Origin of the sequence: Shewanella sp. c952, from assembly GCF_019654975.1 — a bacterium.
Taxonomy (GTDB): domain Bacteria; phylum Pseudomonadota; class Gammaproteobacteria; order Enterobacterales; family Shewanellaceae; genus Shewanella.
In genome coordinates, this window is record NZ_BPEW01000002.1 from 99,984 (window position 1) to 124,615 (window position 24,632).

Genomic DNA, 24,632 nt, shown 5'->3' on the forward strand with positions numbered 1-24,632 from the left:
AACGCTGTCAAACTGATTACACTGTTGCGGAAATACAGAAAGTTCAGAGGAAAAGAAGCCGGCATATTTAACAGGCTTCTAAAAGTGTGAAATTTGAAGATACTGGTTTGGCGATAGGCAATAGAAACGTTAATTACACTTCTACACTGCGCTCACTACCACGTTTTTTTAAGCTAATTTTGGCAACACAACCGACTTGCCCATCAATACGGTCATGAAGAGAGAATGCGCCATCGTGTTCATTGACTACTTCATTACAGATAGCTAAGCCTAAGCCCAAACCATCTTCCTTGGTGGTAAAGAAGGTAGCCATGACTGAATCTGAACTTTGTTCCAAACCACTACCGTTATCGATAACCAGTACGTCAACTTGAAACTCTTTAAAAACAAGTTCGATAACAATTTTTCCCTCAACTTCTGTTTGCGCTTCAGCAATGGCATCAATACTGTTTTTAGTCAGATTGATAAGTACCTGCAGCAATCCAACCCGATCAGCACTAATGAAGAAAGGCTCGCCTTTAATACGCTTGGTTATTTGAATCTCTCGGCGCTGAGACTCCAACTTTAACAAGGATATGCACTCATCAACTAAGCTGAGAATATTAACGTCACTCATTACCGATTCACGTCGTTTCAGCAGGCTGCGGATCCGATGCACCACCTCTCCGGCTCGAGTCGACTGGCTGTGGATCTTTTGCAATAGCTCAATCATTGATGCGCTGTCACCTGCTTGCCCTCCCTCTAAGCGCATAATACCGCCTTCGCTGTAACTGGTAATCGCCGCAATCGGCTGATTAATTTCATGGGCTAAGCCAGCACCAATCTCGCCAATAATTGAGGCGCTTTGTAGTCGTTCAAGAGCAATAGCTTGCTGTTTTAGCTGCCTTTCAGTAGCGATTAACGATTCACTTTTCTGGTGAAAGCGATACTCTATCCACAAGTGGTAAACCGTGGCGACCAGAAATACAAAAATGGCAAATATGCCCCAATGCCGATTATCTTTGAGCCAGTTTTCAACGCTCTCCCAACGACTACCATCGCTAGCATGCACATGAAGTTCGCCAAAAAGTTGAATAACCGCTAATTGACTTATGGGGGATGTCCAGCCCATGAGTTGTGCTTTGATTGCAGCTGGATGCTCCGTTGGCAACTCCATTAACGCTTGAGTGATCTGTTTACTCAAACCAATATCAACACTTTCACTCGCAGCAAATGACCAATTGGGATAAAGGCTGGTGCTACATTGACAATCAAAGCCATCTGGCCGACTTGGATTAAGAATACGATAGTCTGCCGCGTTGATAAGTCCGCGAGCTATCATATCTTCAAAGGTACACAACGGCGTGATCGCCGCATCAACATTGCCATCTCGGACTTGATACAGAAGCGGATCGAGTGGGAAACCAAGAAACTTAACTTCTTTAAAGTAATCTTCCGACTCCATCCCCAGTTTATGCATCAAGCCCACTGTTGCTTGATACCCGCCAAGAGCGTGGGGATCACTTGCCGCAATCACCTTGCCTTTTAGATCATAGAGAGTTCGATAGTCACTTTCCGCCTTAACGATAATGGCTGAACCGATGGCCGACGTGGCGCCGTTATGGCGCGCTGAACGCATTGTTGCTAGCCAAGATAGCGGATACTGGTTTGATAGGTAGAGGTACTGCCCTGGGTTAGTAATAATAAACTGGATCTGTCCTAGCTCCATGGCCAAATTAAGCGCTTCAAAGTTACCCGGATAAACATGAAAGTCAGTGCCCGGTACTTGCTCATTTAGATATTCCATCATAGGTTGCCAACGCTCAATAGCTTGTTGGTTGCCCCAGTTAGACAATACGCCAACATAGAGTGATTGAGTTTGTCCCCAAACACTGGATGTACAACACAGTAGTAATAAACAGAATAAGGTCCGATACACTCGATTAGCCTCGAATTAAACGCTGGCTCAAGTTTACGATAGGCTAATGTAGAGCCAACGTGATGGGTCTCATGCTTTGTAAAAAATATGTTCGCATTAAGTAAGGAACTGAGATATCTATCTACTAGATCCTAATAAAAGTGAAAGAGGAATACCCATGCAAGCGTTGATTGGCGGCCCTGTCTACCTTGTCGATGATGATGAAGCTATCGTTGATTCCATCACTTTTCTTATGGACGGATTTGGCTACAAGATTAAAAGTTTCAACTCTGGTAATGATTTTCTAGCCGGCATTGATCTTAGCCAGCCGGGCTGCGTGATCCTTGATGCCCGTATGCCAGGCCTTAGTGGACCACAAGTCCAGCAGCTACTTAGTGAAGCGAATAGCCCACTGTCGGTCATTTTTCTTACCGGCCACGGTGATGTGCCTATGGCTGTGGATGCCTTTAAAAATGGTGCTTTCGATTTCTTTCAAAAACCCGTTCAAGGCCAAGTGTTATCGCAATCTATCTCAAAAGGTCTGCAAAACAGCGTTAATAAATATAATCGATTTACCGAACAACAGCTGATAACTCGTTTATCCGAGCGAGAATTGCAGATCTTTAAGCTCATTGTTGCAGGCAATACCAATAAACAGATGTCTAGCTCACTTTGTGTGGCAATTAGAACCATTGAAGTGCACAGGTCAAAGTTGATGGACAAGCTTGGTGCAGCAAATGTAGCTGAACTATTAAAGCTTGCCCCCTTAATTGAGCTTGAGGATTAGCGATTGAACTGACGGTACCAATCGCGAACTGTCGGAAAATGATCTTGTACAGCATCTTTATGGGTCAACATGCCAGCATGGTCATAGTCGTGCTTAAAACCATGTTTACGGCTGAGTAAAGTATAATCGACCTGTTGAATTTGGCACTCGCTAATCATCCGCTGTACATCACTAGGATTGCCTAAAACAGTATCGCCCTGCCCTGCAATAAACCAAGACTTAGGCCATTTTGCATTTCTTGCTGCCTGACTGTAGCTAAAGCCATCGTCATGATCGATCCAATGCCCGCGAACCCAGTCGATACTTTGCAGCAATGAAGCCTGAGACTCATTATCCATCCCCACCTTTAACTTATCAGCAGGAAGATATCCACGCTGCCAAGCTATAAAAGGTGCAAGTCGATTCCAGAACAGATCGACCTTCAACCACTTGCTCAGCGACTTAACTTCAATACGACGTTTGCTGCCAAAGGTCACCAGTGAAGCCACCGTTTGCTGTAAATTGTCATATCGAGCGATAGCACTGGCCATCAACACCCCCCCCCATGAGTGACCGCACCAATGCACACTATCGGATTTTGGATGCAGAGAAAGAATGTACTGTTGGATCAGTGGCAATTGCTCTCTGATGACTTCACCTTGCCCGGCACTAAATCCTCGGCCAAGTTTCGGTGTACTGTGTCCTCGCCCAAGCGTGTCCAATACATAGACAACCACTCCTGCGTCAGCTAAATAGCAGCCTAGCCCTTTACCTGATTCACTGTAAAAAACGCGCCCATTGGACATTGCGCCATGCAGCATCAATAACGGAGGTTTACTCATATCTGGGTTAGCTGGCAATAATTGCCTTAAATGCAGGTGGCCGTGGTTATAGGGCACAAAGAGAGATTTCTGTTGGGTTTTCACGCTGTAATGCTCAATTTTTTAACCTAAGTTACTGAGTTAACCACACAAAAACAAGAGTAATAACTCTAAAGAAAAGGCTGATACAAACAAATTCAGTAAGTTTCAAACAGCGAGGAAAAGGAACTACTAAATGGAACAGCAGCATAAGACACTTTTGAAACAAAAATAAAAAGACCCATAAAAGTGAATTTATAGGTCAGTAGATGACTAGCTTAATCGATGTTTACTATAGAGCACGCTTACCTAGCGTGACTACTTCAGACTATTTGAGCTGAAATAGATAGGGCAACACTTTAAGGTTTAGCTTATCAATATTAACGTCTGCAACCACAGCAAGCTTTGGTTTAGCATGGTAAGCAATACCAAAGTCTGCAATATTGATCATTGGGATATCATTGGCGCCATCACCAATAGCAACACGTTGCCCCATTGCTATTGACCACTGCTTAGCGCTACTTTCGACAGTATCAGCTTTAAACTGCGCATCAACCACCTGACCAGAAACCGTGCCGAGTAGCTTTCCTTCAGCAATATCTAACTCATTAGCAAAAGCGGCATCTAAATCGAGTAACTGTTTAAGGTGATTAACAAAAGGAGTAAAGCCACCAGAAGCCACTACTGTGCGCCATTGATATTGCTTTAGCTCAGCTACCATTGCTGTCAATCCCGGCATTAACGGCAGTTTGGCACATAAACGTTGAATAATGTCAGCATCGGCGTTATTGAGTTTTGCCACTCTGGCACGCAGGCTCTCTTCAAAATCAAGCTCTCCCTGCATCGCTTGCTCTGTCACGGCAGCAACTGCTGCACCAACCCCAGCCATCTCAGCAAGTTCATCGATACATTCAATCTCTATCGCGGTAGAGTCCATATCCATCACTAACAGTCCCGGCTGATTTAACACTGGGGCATCAGCTTTAACCTGAAATACTTCAACACACGACAAGGTCTTCAAAGCAGCAAAATTTAACGCTTCAGCCGCGCAGACTTCTATACAAGTCAGTTCGTTGTTACGGGTAATGAGCGCAAGGCTTAACTCTGTCGTATTACAAAGTAGCCAATCTTCTATAGCAGCAAGACCGCTATTATCAGAAAACAGGATCCGATAACGCAGTGACGTCGATGGAAACTGAGTCTCGACATGCCGAGAAAATCTTTGTTCCCCAGTGCGGTAAGACATGCTACTTTCACTGTTTAACCATTCAAAAACAGTAGATTGACTCAAATTTTCCATTAGTTATGCTTCTCCAACTACCGAGTACCGAGATAATCAATTATGATTAAGTAAGTACACTACAAATTAAGGATTTCAGTGTTTTATTTAAAAGGCCTAAAAAAGAGCCATCGAATAAGCAGGATATTACAGATCCTTATCGCTATCGCATTATTCATTGGTCTGGATCAGTTGTGGGAAACTAGCCTACTACAAGGGCAACAGCTTCTAAAGTCCCAAACCGAAAAGATGGCAAGATTATTAGTAGAGCAAACTGCCTATGGCGCCGCTCCAGCCCTGCAATTGGAAAATGATGAGCAGTTGCAATGGCTTGCCACCGCATTAGTACTTGACCCTAAAGTGATGTCAGCCAGTATTTTCAGTGAAGATGGCGTTAGGCTGTCCTTCGCACAAAGTGTCACCCAAGAGGATTATGAAGCTGATTCCGAGGAGATGGTACAACTGCTTGCGCAATACCCTCCTTATGTTGAAGCTGTTTCGCAAGATGGACAGAACTTGGGTTATGTAGAGGTCAGATTAGAGCCAAAGTACTTTTTTAATGAAATTAAAGAAGCGCACCAGATCAATATGGAACAGCAGCAGATGATGCTGATCATTGCTGGGCTCATCGGTATGCTATTGTCACGCGCGTTATCGTTTAAACGTGCCGACTTTGACAGGCGCAAAGCTAAGATAAAGTTCAGACAACTGCTCAGCAAAAGAAATGCTAAACATCGACGTGAAGAACAAGAAAATCAAGCGGATGAAACACTCTCTGTAGAAGAGAAAGTGGATAAACCATAAATTGTAATCGTAATACATTTCAGCACAAAACAAACAGCCACAAAAAAGCGGACAAACAATGTCCGCTTTTTTATGACCTGTAAACCAGTGTTACTGGCTTACTGCAACAATGCTCATTAAAGAGTGATAGCTGCTTCTAGTGTCATTTCGATCATTTCGTTAAAGGTAGTTTGACGCTCGTCAGAAGAGGTCTTTTCACCAGTACGGATGTGATCAGATACAGTACAAACACATAATGCTTTAGCACCGAACTCAGCAGCAACGCCGTAAAGGCCTGCAGCTTCCATTTCGACACCTAAAATGTTCATTTTTTCCATAACGTCAAACATTTCTGGATCTGGAGTGTAGAAAAGATCAGCAGAGAAAACGTTACCAACGCGGAACTTAGTGCCTTTCTCTTCTGCAGCTTTAACCACAGCGCTAAGTAGGCTGTAGTCAGCGATTGCTGCGAAATCTTGGCCTTTAAAACGTAGACGGTTAACTTGTGAATCAGTACATGCGCCCATACCAATCAATACGTCGCGTACTTTAACGTCAGTGCTAACTGCACCACAAGTACCAACACGGATTAGGTTTTTAACGCCGTAATCTTTGATCAATTCAGTTGCGTAGATTGAGCAAGAAGGAATACCCATGCCTGAACCCATAACTGAGATGCGAACACCTTTGTATGTGCCAGTAAAACCTAGCATGTTACGAACGTCAGTAACTTGCTCAACGTTTTCTAGAAATGTTTCAGCAATGTATTTTGCACGTAGTGGATCGCCAGGAAATAGAACTGTATCGCCAAATGCACCGTCTACGGCATTAATGTGTGGTGTAGCCATCAGAAAACCCCTATTTATATTTTTAGACCGTCGTTAATACTTGAGTCTTTGTATGCTAGCGGTCCAAAGTGAACCGCCAAATTTAAAAATTGTTTCGGTTTAACTAGCGAACAAACGATTCGCCATATTCCATAGGCTCAAGCTTAAAGTAGCTCGCTATAGATTGGCCCATATCAGCAAAGCTGTTACGTAGGCCTAATGATCCAGGTTCGAGCCCTGCACCATATGCTAAAACCGGTACTCGTTCGCGAGTATGATCACTACCAGGCCAAGTTGGGTCACAACCATGGTCAGCAGTAAGCAGTAAGAAGTCATCTTCGTCTAGCAGAGCCAAAATCTCTGGTAAGCGAGCATCGAAATACTCTAGGCTGCGAGCATAACCAGCAACATCACGGCGATGACCATAATGAGAGTCAAAATCAACAAAGTTAGTGAATACAATCGTATTATCACCCGCTTGTTTAACCTGCTCTAGCGTGGCATCAAACAATGCTTCAAGCCCTGTCGCTTTTACTTTTTGAGTAATACCGCAATGCGCATAGATGTCAGCAATCTTGCCCACACTAACCACTTCACCGCCGGCAGCTTTAAGCTTATCGAGTACAGTTGGCGCTGGAGGCTCAACCGCATAGTCACGACGATTGCCTGTACGCTCAAAGTTACTTGCATCAGTACCTACGAATGGGCGGGCAATAACACGACCAATGTTGTAATCAGCTAGCTCTTCACGGGCGATAATGCAAAGCTCATATAATTTTTCAAGTCCAAAGCTCTCTTCATGACAAGCAATCTGGAACACTGAATCGGCAGAGGTATAGAAAATAGGCTTACCAGTCCGCATATGCTCTTCACCAAGTTCTTCTAGGATCACAGTTCCTGAAGAGTGGCAGTTACCGAGAAACTCAGTTAAACCTGCACGAGCAAGTATCTTATCTGTAAGTTCCTGCGGGAAAGAGTTAGTCAGATCGCTAAAGTAGCCCCATTCATATAAAACAGGTACACCCGCCATTTCCCAATGTCCACTCGGCGTGTCTTTACCTGAGCTTAATTCATCGGCATGACCGTAAGCGCCGATAATCTCGACATCATCACCAAAACCAGCAGGGAATTCACCTGTGCTCTCTTTAGATGCGTGACCTAAACCCAAGCGTGCTAGGTTTGGTAATTTTAATGGCCCTTCACGGCCGTCATTTGCTTTACCTTCAGCACATGCTTTTGCGATGTGTCCAAAAGTGTCTGATCCTACGTCGCCAAAGGCTTCTGCATCATGTGCAGCCCCTACGCCGAATGAATCTAGCATCATGATTATAGTACGTTTCATAAACTGTGCTCCGTTACAGATCTGACTCACGGATATAACGATATATCTCAGGAGTTTTCTCTGGTTTGGTATCGCCAATGTGAATCGCTTTTTTCACTGCAGCTTCAGCTTCAGCAAAGGCACCTTCAGATTGAGCGTGTATAAATGCAATAGGCTTGTCGGCACTGATTTCATCGCCAAGGGCGCAAACTTTAGTCAGTCCAACACTGTAATCAAGTGTGTCACCAGGCTTGCGACGTCCGCCACCTAAGGTAACAACGGCAAGGCCCAACTCACGGGTATCCATTGCAGTTGCAAAACCAGTTTGGTCAGCGTAAACAGGACGAATGATTTGTGAATCAGGTAGGTATTTACTGTAGTTCTCTACGAAATCAGTCGGTCCACCAAGACCGGATACCATGCGGCCAAATATCTCAGCAGCTTTACCGTTGTCGAGCACTTCATTCAGCTTGGCACGTGCCTCCGCTTCATTGCTTGCAATACCACCAAGGGTAAGCATTTCTGCGCAAAGTCCCATAGTCACTTCGTAAAGACGAGGATTACGGTAAGCACCGGTCATGAAGTCGACAGCTTCTTTAACCTCAACCGCATTACCTGCACATGAAGCCAAAACTTGGTTCATATCAGTTAATAATGCGGTTGTTTTAGTACCAGCACCATTAGCAACAGCAGTGATACTGCGGGCAAGCTCTTCAGATGCTTCGTAGGTAGGCATAAAGGCGCCAGTACCAACTTTGACATCCATCGCTAGGGCATCGAGGCCTGCGGCAAGCTTTTTAGAAAGAATAGATGCAGTAATAAGTGAGATAGACTCTACTGTCGCGGTATTGTCGCGGATAGAGTAAAAGCGTTTATCTGCAGGGACAAGATCACCTGTCTGACCAATAATTGCTACGCCAGCCTCTTTTACCACTTTGCGAAACAGTGCACTGTCAGGCTCAGTATTGTAACCAGGAATAGCATCAAACTTATCAAGTGTACCGCCAGTATGACCAAGGCCGCGACCTGAAATCATCGGTACATAACCACCACAAGCTGCAGCCATAGGGCCTAACATCAAACTAATGACATCCCCCACACCGCCGGTTGAGTGCTTATCGATAATTGGACCATTAAGGTCAAGAGATTTCCAGTCGAGAACCGTACCGGAGTCACGCATGGATGTGGTAAGCGCGATACGCTCATCCATATTCATGTCGTTGAAATAAACAGCCATACCGAGTGCAGCGATCTGCCCTTCAGATACAGTGTTATTGGTGATGCCATTCACGAAGAATTGGATCTCTTCAGTTGAAAGGACTTCAGCATTACGTTTTTTACGAATAATTTCTTGAGCTAAAAACATGTACTACCTCCAAGAATGTAACTGAGTTCCCAACTAAGGTAACTTTCAGCTAGCAATCTGCTAAAGGGGAATCAAAAGCCGTAATATAGTTACATCATAACGGACTTTTGATACACCTAATTAGATTTAGATCACACTTAACAACAAGCTAAATCAGTAAAGATTAGTAACCTTGTGGTCCTTTAGGTGCGTCACCTAACTCCAATGTATGAAGTAAGTTAGTTAGTAGGCTAGAAGCGCCAAAACGGAACGTAGCAGGAGTTGCCCAGTCGTCACCTAGAAGACGTGCAGCAACACCTAAAAACTCTGCAGCTGCTGCAGCATCTTTTACGCCACCAGCAGGCTTAAAGCCAACCTTTGTGTTCTTTTCGCTGATCACTGTCATCATAATTTCAGCAGCTTCAAGAGTTGCGTTGACAGCAACTTTACCTGTTGAAGTCTTAATGAAGTCAGCACCCGCATCGATTGATAGCTCAGATGCTTTACGGATAAGCGCAGGATCTGCAAGAACACCTGATTCAATGATAACTTTCAAGATTGCTTCATCGCCACAAGCTTCTTTACAGGCTTTAACGAGCTCAAAACCGACAGTTTCGTTACCCGCCATTAATGCGCGGTATGGAAAAACAACATCAACTTCATCTGCGCCGTAAGCAACTGCTGCACGCGTCTCTAATACTGCAATGGCAATATCGTCGTTACCGTGTGGGAAGTTAGTCACTGTTGCGATTTTGATATCATCGCCGCCAATCTCATTTAGCGTTTTACGTGCAATAGGAATAAAGCGAGGGTAGATACAAATAGCAGCAGTGTCGCCAGCTGGCGTCTTAGCTTTATGACATAAATCGATAACCTTCTGATCGGTATCGTCGTCATTTAGCGTAGTAAGATCCATTAAACTAATGGCTTGTTGTGCTGCTTTTTTTAAGTCGCTCATAATAGCTCTCCGAGACATATTCAAATAGTAAAATTTTGATAGAAATTTGTCGTATAGCTGCGCTTAGAGGTGGCTGTTTTGATTATAGTTATGGGCCGGGCCTTCGAGCATTGCCAAACCTTAATGATGGGCATCGATTGATGATGCTCAACTTAAGGTCAATATTCAGGTATCCAACATTGCAACGTCTTTGCATTGCAATAATCTTGACACTAGTGTCACGACTTGAATCCATGAAGACCGGGAAGGGAGATAGATACTGCTTATGTCTGCCTTTCCGCGAAAAGTCCTTTTTAGCGCGTAATAAATCTTATATCACTTTCAATTAATACTTACCTAAACAAGCTAATTAAATATAGTTCATGCTTAAGTAAAAATTAATCTGTTTGCGTTACCAAAATGACTAAAAATCGAAATAAAAATTAAAGGTTCAACATCAATATGTTTAGAAGATAGTTAGAGCCGCGATATTTCGCGGCTCTGACAGATACTTAACTGTTCTTTAAGCGATGCTTAGAACTTGTAAGTAGCTGTTAGGTAATGTGCAAAACCAGTTGACTCTAGGCCAAATGTTCCGTCATCTTTAAGAAGGTATACATCTTTGTATGCTTTAAGACCATAACCTAGTGCATAGTTCTCTGAATGCCAATGCAGACCAAAGTAAGCTGCACCACCGCTTGAAGTAAATGTAGTATTTACGAAGTCGCCGTTGTCGTCATAAGCTTTAACTTCGTCAGCACCGAACTGGTAATCAACATAACCTTGGAAAGAAACAAAGCTACCATTGTCAAAGTTCATTACGGGCTTGAACCAGTTCATAGAGAACTGGTAACCGTTCCAATCTTTAGTGTTAAAATCGTATGCGCCATATAGGTTCATGCCAGTTTTACCTAACCATGGAACCATAACATCAGCACCGATCCCCCAGAATGACATATTTACGTCACCAGGATTATTGATAACTGAAGGACCTTCAGCTCCTTCAACATCAAACGAAATGCTCTGGCCACTAATTGCACCACCACCCCAGTTGAATAGAGTTGAGAAGTAAACTTCTTGGATAGGACCAAGAGAAAGATCCCAACCAGTTATTGCATCGATAGAGAAACGAGGCGCAAACTTCATGAACATCTTGCTCTTACCAGCAGTTTTGTCACCAGAACTGCTGTTAGTTAGGTTGAATACATCAACATAACCGTATAAGTCAACAACACCAGCGCGGCCGCCGAATTCCATCTCTAGGTAATCATGTCCGCCGTCATCAGCGTCAGAACGTGGAAGTTCATTGAACGCGTACATTGCGTTGAACTGCATCCAGCTGTAATCGCCAGAGCGGATATCTTCGCCGCGATCTGCTGCAAAAGTAGGTGCTGCCATTGTAGCTGTAGCTGCTAGTGCTGTAGCTAGTGCGATAGTTTTAACGTTTTTCATCATCAACCCCATTTATTTATGGTTTGCTGCTCGACTTTATGAAGAGTCAGCGTTTCTTTTTTATGGCGCGCATTCTACTTAATTTATGTCAAACTTCAACACTATTTATGTAAAAATGCGAACACTAAGTTTTAACATTCGAACAAAGTCATGATTTGTCGACAGATTATTTTGTCTGATCATTGTTATTGTCGTATTTAAGTCGAAATAATCCCTAATCTTAGTTATTGATCATTCCGTAAAACTTTGTAATTGGAAAACGATTGACTTAATTGTGGCTCTGCTCTGAGTGAGCAGAACCAAGACTGAGCAACACATGCCACTCAGTCAATTTGAGGCTTACAATGCTAGGAATAGACCAGCAAGTGTTGCACTCATAAGGTTTGCTAGTGATGCTGCGATAACCGCACGAACACCAAGCTTAGCAAGGTCGTGACGACGGCTTGGAGCCATAGCGCCTAGACCACCAAGTAGAATTGCGATTGAAGATAAGTTAGCAAATCCACATAGTGCGAATGAGATGATAGCTTTAGTTCTATCAGTCATAGCAACACCAGTTTCAGCAACAACTATACCGCCATCAGCAATATCTTTTAGGTATGGAGCAAAGTTTAGGTAAGCAACGAATTCGTTAACAATGATCTTCTGACCAATGAAAGAACCAGCAACCATTGCTTCATTCCAAGGCACACCGATTAGGAATGCTAAAGGCATGAACAAGTAACCTAAGATAAGCTCTAGAGAAAGATTCTCGAAACCAACTAGTCCACCAAGGCCGCCTAACATACCGTTAAGCATTGCAATAAGACCAACGAATGCTAGAAGCATTGCACCAACGTTTAGTGCTAAATGCATACCAGAAGCAGCACCGGCAGCAGCAGCGTCAATAACGTTAGCTGGCTTGTCAGTGTCTTCAGGCAGATCGCCCATTTCGTTTTTAGTGTCTTCAGTCTCAGGATGGATAAGCTTAGCCATCATTAGACCACCAGGAGCGGCCATGAAAGATGCAGCAACTAAGTACTCAATCTTAACGCCCATACCAGCGTAACCAGCAAGTACCGCACCAGCGATAGATGCAAGACCACCAACCATGATAGCGAATAGCTCTGAGTTAGTCATAGTCGCAATAAATGGACGTACAACTAATGGCGCTTCAGTTTGACCTACGAAGATATTTGCAGTAGCAGACATAGACTCAGTACGGCTTGTGCCCAATGCTTTCTGAAGACCACCACCGATGAACTTAATTACCATCTGCATGATGCCAAGGTAGTAAAGAACAGCAATCAAAGAAGAGAAGAAGATAATTACAGGTAGTACGCGAATAGCGAAGACGAAGCCAACACCGTTTGCGAACATAGCGTCAGTACCTAGACCACCAAATAGGAAGTCGATACCAGCTTGAGAGTAACCAATAACACTGGCAACACCCATTGAAACGCCACCAAGTACTTCTTGTCCAACTGGTACATACAATACGAAACCACCGAAAGCGGCTTGAATTGCTAGTGCACCTAGAACAGTACGTTTGTTAATTGCTTTTTTATTATTTGAAAGCCCGAAAGCGATCGCTAGTAAGGTGACCACCCCTACTAAACTCATTAAAATATCCATTAACCATCACCCTATTGTTAATACTTTTTAATTATGTTGTTAACCAACCTTTTTCCGCGGTCGATTATACCCGACCAGACGCTCAAAAGCGTCGTCTTGATCAAATTTTTGAAGTTTTATTTCAATGATTTCGTTAGTTATTATGATGCGAGTTACATCTGTTCAATCAAAATAAAACTAAAGGTCAAAGAGTTGCGAAACATTCAAATACAGCTGTTCTGATACAAGAACATTAGTTTTTTTCTGCAAACTTGCCATTTTTTTAAGTAATAAAGGCAAAATAAGTGGTGAATTACGATCATTATCACTATTTTGAGGCCTCATAGCAGGTGAATCGGTTTCTAACACGAATGCATTGAGGGGTAATTCAGCCACTGTTCGTTGCAACTTATGAGCATTATCATTCAAAAGTAATCCGCCAATACCTAACTTATAACCTAAATGAACATAACGTGATGCCAACTCGGGTCCGCCATAAAAGCCATGGATCACCCCTTTTCTGGCGTTGTTACTGACTTTGAGCTGGTTAAGCATCTCTTCATGGCTTTTAACACAATGAATAATGAGAGGTAGGTCAAACTCTTCAGCGAGCGAAATTTGAGCTCTAAATACCGATAATTGTGTTGCGAAATTACTTTTATGTAACTTATCTAAACCGCACTCGCCAATTGCTACAAGTTTTCCACCTTGCTGCGATCCTAATAACAACTCCCTGAGATTAGGTAACGTTTGCGCTGTCATCAAATCACAAAACCAAGGGTGTACACCTAATGCAAAGGGACAATCAAACTGCTTGGCAATGCGAATTTGGTTTGCCCATTTGTCTTCTGAAACGCCAGGGATCACAACTTGCTCAATCCCCTGCGCCCTTATCTGTTGAAACAGTTCGCCTCTATCGTGATCAAACTCGCTAAAATCCAAATGAGCGTGACTATCTATCATTGGAAATACTTTTAACTGTTCATCATTCACTAATAATGTCATGGCTTATCTCTCTGTTCGCTCACTATCAAAGGTCAATATAACAAGTCTCCCTATTATTGTAATACTAGGGTCGGTTGTTCTTTCGAGCTTAGTTTTTGTTCGATTCTTTACCGTAAGGAATAATGCTCCTAGTGCAAGGCTTGAGCAATGACGCTTAGCCGTCTAAGTGAAGAACTCGTAACGCATTCGAGTCATAAAAGAATAGAAGCAATGAATCAAATCTTTGACTGCTTCAACTTAACAATAAACAGCCAATAAAAAACCCAAGCCATGGCTTGGGTTTCAGTATCGAGTATCAAATATCAGTGACTAAGATTAGTTCTCACGCGTCTTAGCAAACTCAATATCAGGGTAGCGTTCCATCGAAAGGTTCAAATTCACCATTGTCGGTGCGATATAAGTGAGGTTATCACCGCCATCAAGTGCTAAGTTCATGCTGCACTTACGCTTGAATTCGTCCAGCTTTTTATGATCATCACAATAAACCCAGCGTGCAGTTGCAACACTGATAGCTTCATAGATAGCTTCGACCTTATATTCAGTCTTTAGGCGACCTACAACCACTTCAAATTGCAGCACACCAACGGCACCTACAATCAAGTCATTACTGTCTAATGGTCTAAATACCTGTACGGCGCCCTCTTCAGAAAGCTGTACTAAGCCCTTTAGCAGCTGTTTTTGCTTTAATGGATCTTTGAGGCGAATACGACGGAACATCTCTGGAGCAAAGTTTGGTACACCGGTAAAGCGTAACTTCTCGCCTTGAGTAAAGGTGTCACCAATGCGAATCGTACCGTGGTTATGCAAACCAATAATATCACCAGGGTAGGCAGCCTCTGCACGGTTTCGATCGCCCGCCATAAAGGTCAACGCATCGCTAACGTTTACATCTTTACCTAAACGTACATGATGCATCTTCATGCCCTGCTCATAACGCCCAGAACAGATCCGCATAAACGCGACACGATCACGATGCTTAGGATCCATATTGGCTTGGATCTTAAACACGAAACCAGTGAATTTAGATTCTATTGGCTCAATATTACGCGCTTCCGTTTCACGCGCTTGTGGGATAGGCGCCCATTCAACGATACCGTCAAGAATATGGTCAACACCAAAGTTACCTAATGCGGTACCAAAATAAACCGGGGTTAGCTCGCCTTTAAGAAACTGTTCACGATCAAATTCGTGAGCCGCGCCAGCCACTAACTCCATTTCATCACGGATCTCTTCAGCATAGCTGCCGATTGCTTCGTCAAGTTCTGGATTATCTAGTCCTTTAATGACTTTTGAGTCTTGAATGGTGTGACCCATACCATTTTGGTACAAAATCACCTCATCGCGTAAAAGGTGGTACACACCTTTAAACTCTTTACCGGCACCAATTGGCCAAGTGATGGGTGCACACTTAATGTTTAGCACCTCTTCAACTTCATCCATCAACTCAATTGGATCTCGAATATCTCGGTCGAGTTTGTTCATAAAGGTGACAATTGGCGTATCGCGCAAACGAGTCACTTCCATCAACTTAATGGTACGCTGCTCTACACCTTTAGCTGAATCGATCACCATCAGACATGAGTCTACAGCGGTTAGCGTACGGTAAGTATCTTCAGAGAAGTCTTCGTGACCAGGTGTGTCAAGAAGGTTTACTAACGCATCATTGTATGGAAACTGCATCACAGAAGTAGTAATCGAGATACCACGGTCTTTTTCCATCTCCATCCAGTCAGACTTAGCGTGCTGACCTGATTTTTTGCCTTTTACTGTGCCCGCTTTTTGCAAAGCGTTGCCGAATAAAAGAACCTTTTCAGTAATGGTGGTTTTACCCGCATCTGGGTGAGAGATGATGGCGAAAGTGCGACGCTTGTCGACCTCAACTTTATAGCCTGACATGTATACCTGTAATTCTGGGAGTTCACAAAGGCGGCAATTATAGCTGTTCACCTATATTTTGGCTACCAGTGCAGCAGCTTAAAACGAATTCAAAATCTCATTCAGCCAATAAAAAAGCCCCCATATAGGAGGCTTATAGAGGATCATTCAGGCTTAGTTAACGGCAGGACTCATTGCGGCACCAACTCTTGCAAGTTCGAGACGCGCATATCTATGCTCAACAAAGTCATAGATGTTTGTCGCTAATGCTAAGCGGAAGTAATTAGCTGCCTCGGCATTATCACCGCGATATTGGGCAATTTTTGCCATATAAAAATAGGCTTCACATAAACGCTCAGCATATTCATTCGGATGCTTTAACCCCTCTTTAGCTAACGCGAACACAGCTTCTTTATCTTTTTTACCTAGGTAGTAGTCAACTAAGGCACTTGACCAAGCGTCGGGGTTCAACTTAGCGCGGTTCTCAATCATTCTGGCGGTAGCGGCTTGCTCATCGATTTCTCGTTCAGCAAGGAAAAGCCATAACACACGATAACCATCAGATGGGTCGCGGCTATAAAACATATCCATATCCGATACGGCTAATTCAGAGCGCTCTCCATAATAAAGCGAGATGCCGCGATTAAGATAGGCATAATCGTACTCTGGAGACAACTCAAGTACCGCATCAAATGCCTCATAGGCGCTTTCGAACTCATTTTCTTGGGTATAGTAAATACCAAGGAAGTTATACGCGTCGGCAAGGTTAGGTTGTAACTTCAATGCCTGGTGGAAATCAATTCGGCTTAGAATACGCAAACCAACTCGGTCATAAATCACACCGCGGTCATAATGGAAGCGTGCACGCTGCTCTTGGGTTAACTCCATGCTTGAAAGTATTTCATTTAGCTTAGCTAACGTTATCTCAAGCTTATAGTCAGGGGAAACAGGAGCAACTTTAATAGCGTCAGGTTGGTTACTACCTGCTTGAGTTGATACACATCCGGTCAGCAATATACTGATCCCAGCCATCACTGCAATTGCAGTGGTACGCATCTTTTGATTCATCCATTTAACCTTTTGAGTTCAGCAATAGCTCCAATCATAGCAATCCCCTGTTACTACTGCTATCAAGGAATTGAAAAATAATCTCATTTACAGCAAATAATCCCAACTACGGCGAGAAACCTTGCTATATAAAGCGGTAAATAACACCAACAAAAAAGGAGGCCACTAGGGCCTCCTTTTGAATAAACGATTAACGTTTACTCTGCAGCAGGAGCTTCAGCTTTTGGCGCAGCTTCTTTCATAGAAAGACGCACACGACCTTGGCGGTCAACTTCCATTACTTTAACTTTAACTTCTTGGCCAACTTCTAGGTAGTCAGACACATTCGCAACACGCTCTTCAGCGATTTGAGAAATATGAACTAGACCATCTTTACCTGGAAGAATTGTCACGAATGCACCGAAATCGACGATACGAACAACTTTACCGTTGTAAACAGTACCAACTTCAACTTCAGCAGTGATCTCTTCGATACGACGGATAGCTTCTTTAGTTGCTTCGCCATTTGAAGAAGCAATCTTAACTGTGCCGTCATCTTCAAGTTCAATCGTAGTACCAGTCTCTTCAGTAAGTGCACGAATTGTTGCACCACCTTTACCAATAACGTCACGGATCTTCTCAGGATTAATCTTAAGAGTAGTGATACGTGGTGCGTGATCAGAGATATCATCACGATGTGAACCAATCGCTTGGTCCATCACGTTTAGGATATGAACACGCGCGCCATAGGCTTGCTGTAGAGCAATCTGCATGATGTCTTTAGTGATACCTTCAATCTTGATATCCATCTGCAGTGCAGTGATACCGTCACGAGTACCCGCTACTTTAAAGTCCATGTCACCAAGATGATCTTCATCACCTAGAATGTCTGAAAGAACAACGAAATCGTCACCTTCTTTAACTAGACCCATTGCGATACCAGCAACTGATGTCTTAATTGGTACACCTGCATCCATAAGCGCAAGTGAAGTACCACATACAGAAGCCATTGAGCTTGAACCATTTGATTCAGTGATCTCAGATACAACACGAACGCTGTACGGAAATTCTTCTGCAGAAGGCATAACAGCGTTAATACCACGCCATGCTAGCTTACCGTGACCGATTTCGCGGCGCTTAGGTGAACCAACAAAACCAGTTTCACCCACAGAGTATGGAGGGAAGTTGTAGTGAAGCATAAAGCGGTTGGTGTATTCGCCCATGATGCTGTCAACTTTCTGTGCATCACGTTCTGTACCAAGAGTACAAGTAACAAGAGCTTGAGTTTCACCACGAGTAAACAGTGAGCTACCGTGTGTACGTGGAAGTACACCAGCCATCACGTTTAGTGCACGAACCATGTCTGGCTCACGGCCATCGATACGTGGGTTACCCGCAATGATGCGGCTACGAACAACTTTCTTCTCTAAACTACCAAGAAGGCCGTCGATTTCGCGCAAATCAGCGTCTGGGTTTTCAGCCAATAATGCTTCTTTAGCAGCAGATTTAACAACGCCAACTTGAGCGTAACGATCTTGCTTAACTTCGATTTGGTAAGCAGCGGCCATGTCGGCCTCAGCCAAATCTTTAATTTTAGCAACAAGGTCTGCGTCTTGAACTGGAGCTGTCCAGTCCCATGCAGGCTTGCCAGCTTCAGCTTTAAGCTCGCTAATAGCATTGATCACTACTTGCTGCTGGTCATGGCCATAAACCACACCACCAAGCATGACTTCTTCTGGTAGAGAAGCGGCTTCTGATTCAACCATCAGAACTGCGCCTTCAGTACCAGCAACAACTAAGTCAAGCTCGCTATCAACAAGCTGAGTCACATCTGGGTTAAGAACGTATTCGCCGTTTGTATAACCAACACGAGCAACACCTAGAGGGCCATTGAAAGGTAGGCCTGAGATGGCTAATGCTGCTGAAGTACCAATCATTGAAATAATGTCTGGATTGATTTCAGGATCAACAGAAACAACTGTGATAATTACCTGAACTTCATTCTTGAAGCCATTTGGGAATAGTGGACGAATTGGACGGTCAATTAGGCGTGCAATCAGTGTTTCGCTTTCAGATGGACGACCTTCACGTTTGAAAAATCCACCTGGGATTTTACCAGCAGCATATGTCTTTTCCTGGTAATTAACCGTTAGTGGGAAAAAGTCACGACCAGGCTCTTCAGCTTTCTTTCCGACAACAGTAACAAGGACTGTTGTATCACCCATACTTGCTAAAACAGCGGCGTCTGCTTGACGTGCAATAACACCAGTTTCTAATGTAACTGTGTGCTGACCATATTCAAAACTCTTTACGATTGGATTCACGTGAACCATTCCTTAAATTTAATTACCTTAATTACGCGCGTAAGTATACTGCAAGTTTATTCAATAGATAAAGAGAATAGATTAATGACAAAGCGGAATCTTTTCTCTAAAGTGTGCATATTACGCTATCAATGTTTCCCTAAACACAACTAAACACCTACCTAAGCATGCATAAGCTATTAAAATAAAGGAAAAAAGTTGATAAAGGAAAATTTCAAATCACTCACGTGGAAGCAAACAATACTTGTTGTTTCTTCAACGTTATTTTTTGCTTTTGCCATTTTTCTAGTTGAAATTTCGCTAGTTTTTGTCAATGAGCGCCAACAGTTGATTTCAACGCAGCAAGAACTACTTGATTCTGTCGAACAACCAGCAACAAATGCAGTCTGGGCGATGGACGAAACATTGGCAACTCAAACCATTCAAGGCCTATTAAAGGTCGATAATATTGGTTCTGCAACTATTGAACTTGATGATAATAGTCGTTTTGTTGCCGTCAAAAATTCGAACAATATGCAAGTATCTGGATTGTTCACAAAAATAAGCAAAGAACTCTTTGGCGATCTTAATCAAGTATCCCGTTTATTATACCGCCCAAATTTTACTAATAATGACTATAAACAAGAACTAATAGGTCAGTTAACAGTTCATTATGATGTGCAGGAACTAACCCTATCGTTATTTTCAACCTTACGATACAGTTTGTGGGCAACCTTAACTCGCGCCTTTCTGCTGACACTGGTGTTATCAATTGTTTTCCATCGATTCTTAACTCAACCTATTGCTAGGATAAGCGAAGCGATTGATAAAATAGATCCCGAATCGCCGGCTGAAAACCTGCTTCCAACATCTCGAGCTCACAGAGACGACGAACTAGGCCTTGTAATCAGTAAACTCAATCAAATATTGGTGCAGTTCTCAAGAACGCAAAACAAGCTTAGAAAAATGGCGACAAGAGATGCGCTAACAGGCTTACCCAATAGAGCACTGCTGCTTGAAACCATTGCGGTCACAATACAAAGAGCTAAAGTTCAGAAAGTACAGTTTGTATTGCTATTTATTGATTTGGACAGGTTTAAAAATATCAATGACTCCCTAGGGCACGCCTTAGGCGACCAATTTCTGGTGCGGATCGCTCGAATTTTAGAAGATTCTGTTGCTGAAAAAGGTACGGTGGCACGCTTAGGTGGGGATGAGTTTGTTATTCTAGCAGACGGCCTTAGTACCCCCTGCCAAGCTGCCGATTTTGTCAGCAAACTTTTACTCAAACTCAATACTCAAATGCAGTTAAATGAGCATGCGATTCATCCTGCAGCGTCTATAGGTATCTCTATATTTCCTGATGATGGTCTAGCTGCAGAAGATCTTATCCGCCACGCCGATATCGCCATGTACAGCGCCAAAGCGGCGGGAACTAACCAGTGGGCCTTTTTCAAGCAGCAGATGACTGAGCGTGCCGCGGTGCGATTAAGAACCGAAGCATCACTGCATGATGCACTTATAAATAAAGAGTTCGTTCTACACTTTCAACCTAAGCTAGATATTCAAACAGGGCAACTTATTGGCTGTGAAGCCTTAATTAGATGGCAGAAAGATGGCAGATTAATTAGTCCTATGTCATTTATACCTGTCGCAGAAGAAACCGGTATCATTATCCCACTTGGGCAATGGGTAATAGAAGAGAGTTGTCGCACCATTAAGAAATGGCAAAATGAATACAACTTTTCTTTACCTATTGCTGTCAATGTTGCCTCACAACAGTTCGAACATTCAAGCCTCGTACCCGATATCAAAAAGGCGGCGCTACGCTATCAAATAGCCCCTGAGTTATTAGAGATTGAGATCACTGAAACCTCATTAATGGATGATGTTCAATTAGCGATAAAAAAGCTAGAAGAGCTGCGTTCAGCTGGTTTTGGCATTGCTGTTGATGACTTTGGCACTGGCTACTCTTCATTGTCGTATCTACGTCACTTACCCATCACGACTATAAAAATAGACCGTTGTTTTGTATCTGACCTTCCACAAGAAAGTGCAATAGCCTCAACTATATTAATGTTAGGAAAACAATTGGGTTTAAAGATAGTCGCGGAAGGCATTGAAAACGAAGCCCAGTTAGAGTGGTTACAGGAACGTGATTGCTTAATAGGACAAGGCTATTACTTTAGTAAACCCTTACCGCTAAACATATTTGAAGATAAATATATTAAGCAATATAGCGCTGAGGCTAAAACGGTAAGCTAATTATACCAATCAGTATAAGAAGTTGATCTACTCAGAGTGTTTTTTAGCGAGCTAATTCAAGATCGGTAAAAGACACGATGGTTATTCCCTTATGAGTCTATTCAACGCAGAAGTTGCAAGCCAAAAGCACTCTTTACAGGCGAGTTTTAGCGGCTCTGATGCCACGTTAATGAGCTTGAACCTCGTTTAATAGCAATTCCATTAAGCATATACTCAGTTCAGAGCTTTCTCAGGGCTTTCAATTCAAGGCGCATTGTGGAAGAAATGGTTATTCCATTTGAGATAATGCAACGTAGCAGTCAAAGCCCTGAGGCGATCACAACGTGCGGCTGATATTTAAGGCATGGGGAAATCACTTAATACAGCGCATGTGGCCTTCAATATACAACTAAATGGTCTATTTTTTCCCATACAAAATAAGACGTTCTGGCCCTCCTTGGCAGTCCGATTTAGGAGGTACTAGACCAAGGACCGTCGAAGGTAGAATGATGCAGGAGCAATTATCGAGAGCGAAGCAGCATGCCAGAGCCGAGAATAACGATTAGCGATAAGCGACTTACTTGTCTAAAGTGATTTTAACTGCCGCTGAATGAGCAACTCTTTAGCGGAGTTGGCATAACTATGCTCTCCACTCACAGCACACCACATGACCAAGCTTGTTCCTGAGATGATTAAGGCATTCCCTCCATTCCTGCAGGTCAGATAGGGTGAAGGTCATTAATACACGACGATATGGATATCGAAGATAGGGTAACCCTGGAGCAGTTACCGAGGAGCATTTAATGAACTTACCCCAAAGCCGCTAAACTCTCGCTGAGCGAACGAACCTTTATATTGATTGGTATTTGTTAGCAATTGAGACTTCAACCTAGACAATAACATAGCTTGCAGAGGCATGGTAACGAGGCGCTTTGGACTCAGCTTTGTTAAGGACTCTCTAACAATCCGGACTTAGCAGCCACAGAAACCTTCAGTCTGCAGAAATTAGCGCTATTAGCATCGTTTCATACCAATTACATTTAGTATTTGACCCGTTCAGAGCCCCTCAATCTTTTCAATTCAAAGCGCATTGGTAAAGAAATGGTTATTCCCTTTTAAGCCAATGCAAAGCAGAAGTGGAAAGACTGATGGGTTCACGTAGTGCGGCTAGAAAAACGCTGAATGGTCAAACTTTTAATGCTATTGGTATCAGTTTAAAAAACCAAGTTTTCCTAAATTACAGGCACAAAAAAAGGAGGCTATGCCTCCTTTTAATAGGTCGAACGTTATCTAATTAAAGATTAACGACGTAGACCTAACTTCTTGATAAGCTCTTGGTAACGAATATTTTCAGTACGCTTAAGGTATGCAAGAAGTTTACGACGTGTGCTAACCATACGTAGTAGACCACGACGTGAATGGTGATCATGGATGTGCTCTTTGAAGTGACCTTGTAGGTGGTTGATCTGCGCAGTTAGCAGAGCAACTTGAACTTCAGAAGAACCAGTATCATTTTCACAACGACCAAATTCAGCTAGGATTTTAGCTTTAGCTTCAACACTTAGTGACATTTCTATCTCCAAAATAATAATTAAAAATCTTTAGCCGATCACTAACTCAGCCAAAGTGAGCGCGCTATTCTACCCATTAAGCTAAGTAGTAGCAACTAGATTTCTTACCCGCATCGCAAATAATTGCTATTCGGCTGACTCATCTCTTAAAACAATAAGTCGCTTCGGCGCAAGCAGTCCATCATCATTCATCTGACCAATACCAACAAACTTACGCTCAACACCTAAAGTGATACGCACAAGCTCATCAACGGGCAAATTTGCAACCTGGACAGGGTTACCATTCATTAAGAACGGAGCGATATCATCAGAGACGTTGATCTCTTTGAAATCACTTACCGCGGTGTCCATAGGTAGAAGAAGCGGATCTAATACCTCTGCTAAAGTTAATGACTCAGCCTCAACCTTAGCGACTAGCGCCTCTAGCTGAGCCAGAGAGACCATATTGTCGTATGGATAACCCGCGACTTGAGTACGTCGCAGCATTATCACATGAGCGCCACAGCCGAGCATCTCACCCAAATCATCAGTAATGGTTCGGATATAAGTCCCTTTAGAGCAATGAATATCTAAGGTTAACTCATCGCCTTCTAGGCTAATAAAGTTAAGCTCGAATACATTGATAGGGCGCGCTTCACGCGGTACTTCAATGCCTTCACGCGCATATTTATACAAGGGCTGGCCTTGATATTTAAGCGCGGAATACATCGACGGCACTTGCATCGTTTTACCGCGAAAATACTCAAGTGCGGTATCAAGCTGCTCTTGAGTAAAGTCAATTTCACGAGTCTGAACAACTTCGCCGTCGGAATCGCTAGTATCAGTGCGCTGACCAAGCTTAGCAGTGACTATGTAACGCTTATCAGCATCGAGAAGGTGCTGTGAAAACTTAGTGGCTTCACCTAAGCATATAGGCAACATGCCTGTCGCTAAGGGATCAAGCGCACCAGTATGACCCGCTTTGTTTGCATTAAAAAAGCGTTTAACTCTTTGCAATGCAAAGTTCGAGCTCATGCCAGTGTCTTTATCTAGCAACAACACACCATCTATATGACGACCACGAGAACGACGAGCCATTACTTGTCGTCCTCAGCCTTGTCACTGTCTTGCTTAACGTTTTCTGCTGTGCCGTGCTCTTGTTGCTTAGCTTCATCATCACTGATCACTCGGCTAACAAGGTTAGACATGCGCATACCCTCAACCAGTGAACTGTCATAGATAAAGCGCAGTTCTGGCATCACGCGTAATTTCATACGACCTGCTACCAGTGAACGGATATAGCCTGCTGCGGCATCTAATGCTTCAACTTTCTCTTGAACAAGCTTTTCGTCTTCTTCAAAGAAAGTCACGTATACCTTGGCATAGCTCAAGTCACGTGAAACATCGACATCATTAACCGTCACAAACCCAATACGAGGGTCTTTCATATCACGTTGTAGCACTTGTGCCAGCTCTTGTTGGAGCTGCTGTGCGATACGGCGTGTACGACTAAATTCTTTTGCCATAATATATTTGCCATCTTATCAA

The 24,632-nt window shown here is 43.2% G+C and carries 19 protein-coding genes; 3 read left to right on the forward strand and 16 right to left on the reverse strand.

Annotation, left to right across the window (positions count from 1 at the left end):
* Nucleotides 1-133: 133 nt before the first annotated feature.
* Nucleotides 134-1,918 (reverse strand): sensor histidine kinase, encoded by a 1,785-nt coding sequence (locus tag K5R16_RS02245; protein WP_220735934.1) that lies wholly within the window; start codon nt 1,916-1,918, stop codon nt 134-136.
* Nucleotides 1,919-2,075: 157 nt separating this feature from the next.
* Between K5R16_RS02245 and K5R16_RS02250 the strand changes: the two genes are divergently transcribed.
* Nucleotides 2,076-2,684 carry a response regulator transcription factor gene (locus tag K5R16_RS02250; protein ID WP_220735935.1) on the forward strand — a complete coding sequence of 203 codons (609 nt, stop codon included), beginning with the start codon at nt 2,076-2,078 and terminating at the stop codon, nt 2,682-2,684.
* Here K5R16_RS02250 and K5R16_RS02255 read toward each other — a convergent pair.
* On the reverse strand, nt 2,681-3,589 hold the full coding sequence (locus K5R16_RS02255) for an alpha/beta fold hydrolase (RefSeq protein ID WP_220735936.1): 909 nt from the start codon (nt 3,587-3,589) through the stop codon (nt 2,681-2,683). The genes K5R16_RS02250 and K5R16_RS02255 overlap by 4 nt on opposite strands.
* A 262-nt stretch (nt 3,590-3,851) precedes the next feature.
* Nucleotides 3,852-4,823: a phosphoserine phosphatase SerB gene (gene serB / locus K5R16_RS02260; RefSeq protein WP_220735937.1), complete on the reverse strand. Its 972-nt coding sequence runs from the start codon at nt 4,821-4,823 to the stop codon at nt 3,852-3,854.
* A 78-nt stretch (nt 4,824-4,901) separates the two neighbouring features.
* On the opposite strand from serB, the gene K5R16_RS02265 reads away from it, so the two are divergent.
* Nucleotides 4,902-5,606, forward strand: coding sequence for a YtjB family periplasmic protein (locus K5R16_RS02265; protein WP_220735938.1), 705 nt, complete (start codon nt 4,902-4,904; stop codon nt 5,604-5,606).
* A gap of 116 nt (nt 5,607-5,722) precedes the next feature.
* Here the strand turns inward: K5R16_RS02265 and deoD are convergent, their stop codons facing one another.
* From deoD to pnp, 10 genes are all read right to left on the reverse strand, one after another.
* Complete coding sequence (gene deoD / locus K5R16_RS02270; RefSeq protein ID WP_020911404.1) at nt 5,723-6,433, reverse strand: purine-nucleoside phosphorylase; 711 nt, start codon at nt 6,431-6,433, stop codon at nt 5,723-5,725.
* Nucleotides 6,434-6,536: 103 nt separating this feature from the next.
* Complete coding sequence (locus K5R16_RS02275; RefSeq protein ID WP_220735939.1) at nt 6,537-7,754, reverse strand: phosphopentomutase; 1,218 nt, start codon at nt 7,752-7,754, stop codon at nt 6,537-6,539.
* A gap of 13 nt (nt 7,755-7,767) precedes the next feature.
* Nucleotides 7,768-9,099, reverse strand: coding sequence for a thymidine phosphorylase (gene deoA, locus K5R16_RS02280; RefSeq protein WP_220735940.1), 1,332 nt, complete (start codon nt 9,097-9,099; stop codon nt 7,768-7,770).
* 163 nt (nt 9,100-9,262) lie between these two features.
* Nucleotides 9,263-10,036 (reverse strand): deoxyribose-phosphate aldolase, encoded by a 774-nt coding sequence (deoC, locus tag K5R16_RS02285; protein WP_220735941.1) that lies wholly within the window; start codon nt 10,034-10,036, stop codon nt 9,263-9,265.
* A 513-nt stretch (nt 10,037-10,549) separates the two neighbouring features.
* Entirely contained in the window at nt 10,550-11,467 is a 918-nt protein-coding gene (locus K5R16_RS02290; protein WP_220735942.1) for an outer membrane protein OmpK, read from the reverse strand.
* 339 nt (nt 11,468-11,806) lie between these two features.
* Nucleotides 11,807-13,081 (reverse strand): NupC/NupG family nucleoside CNT transporter, encoded by a 1,275-nt coding sequence (locus K5R16_RS02295; RefSeq protein ID WP_220735943.1) that lies wholly within the window; start codon nt 13,079-13,081, stop codon nt 11,807-11,809.
* 177 nt (nt 13,082-13,258) lie between these two features.
* Nucleotides 13,259-14,023, reverse strand: coding sequence for a TatD family hydrolase (locus K5R16_RS02300; protein ID WP_220736086.1), 765 nt, complete (start codon nt 14,021-14,023; stop codon nt 13,259-13,261).
* 357 nt (nt 14,024-14,380) lie between these two features.
* Nucleotides 14,381-15,961: a peptide chain release factor 3 gene (gene prfC, locus K5R16_RS02305; RefSeq protein ID WP_220735944.1), complete on the reverse strand. Its 1,581-nt coding sequence runs from the start codon at nt 15,959-15,961 to the stop codon at nt 14,381-14,383.
* A gap of 153 nt (nt 15,962-16,114) precedes the next feature.
* Entirely contained in the window at nt 16,115-17,008 is an 894-nt protein-coding gene (nlpI, locus tag K5R16_RS02310) for a lipoprotein NlpI (RefSeq protein ID WP_220735945.1), read from the reverse strand.
* 197 nt (nt 17,009-17,205) lie between these two features.
* Nucleotides 17,206-19,311 (reverse strand): polyribonucleotide nucleotidyltransferase, encoded by a 2,106-nt coding sequence (gene pnp / locus K5R16_RS02315; protein WP_220735946.1) that lies wholly within the window; start codon nt 19,309-19,311, stop codon nt 17,206-17,208.
* 201 nt (nt 19,312-19,512) lie between these two features.
* Between pnp and K5R16_RS02320 the strand changes: the two genes are divergently transcribed.
* Nucleotides 19,513-21,555, forward strand: a complete 2,043-nt coding sequence (locus tag K5R16_RS02320; RefSeq protein WP_220736087.1) for an EAL domain-containing protein — start codon at nt 19,513-19,515, stop codon at nt 21,553-21,555.
* Nucleotides 21,556-22,835: 1,280 nt separating this feature from the next.
* Here K5R16_RS02320 and rpsO read toward each other — a convergent pair.
* The 3 genes from rpsO to rbfA form a co-directional block, all read right to left on the reverse strand.
* A complete protein-coding gene (rpsO, locus tag K5R16_RS02325; protein WP_220735947.1) occupies nt 22,836-23,105 on the reverse strand; it encodes a 30S ribosomal protein S15 in 270 nt (89 codons plus the stop codon).
* Nucleotides 23,106-23,231: 126 nt separating this feature from the next.
* Nucleotides 23,232-24,182, reverse strand: coding sequence for a tRNA pseudouridine(55) synthase TruB (gene truB, locus K5R16_RS02330; RefSeq protein WP_220735948.1), 951 nt, complete (start codon nt 24,180-24,182; stop codon nt 23,232-23,234).
* Entirely contained in the window at nt 24,182-24,610 is a 429-nt protein-coding gene (gene rbfA / locus K5R16_RS02335) for a 30S ribosome-binding factor RbfA (protein ID WP_220735949.1), read from the reverse strand. The genes truB and rbfA overlap by 1 nt, the downstream gene beginning before the upstream one ends.
* Nucleotides 24,611-24,632 lie beyond the last annotated feature (22 nt).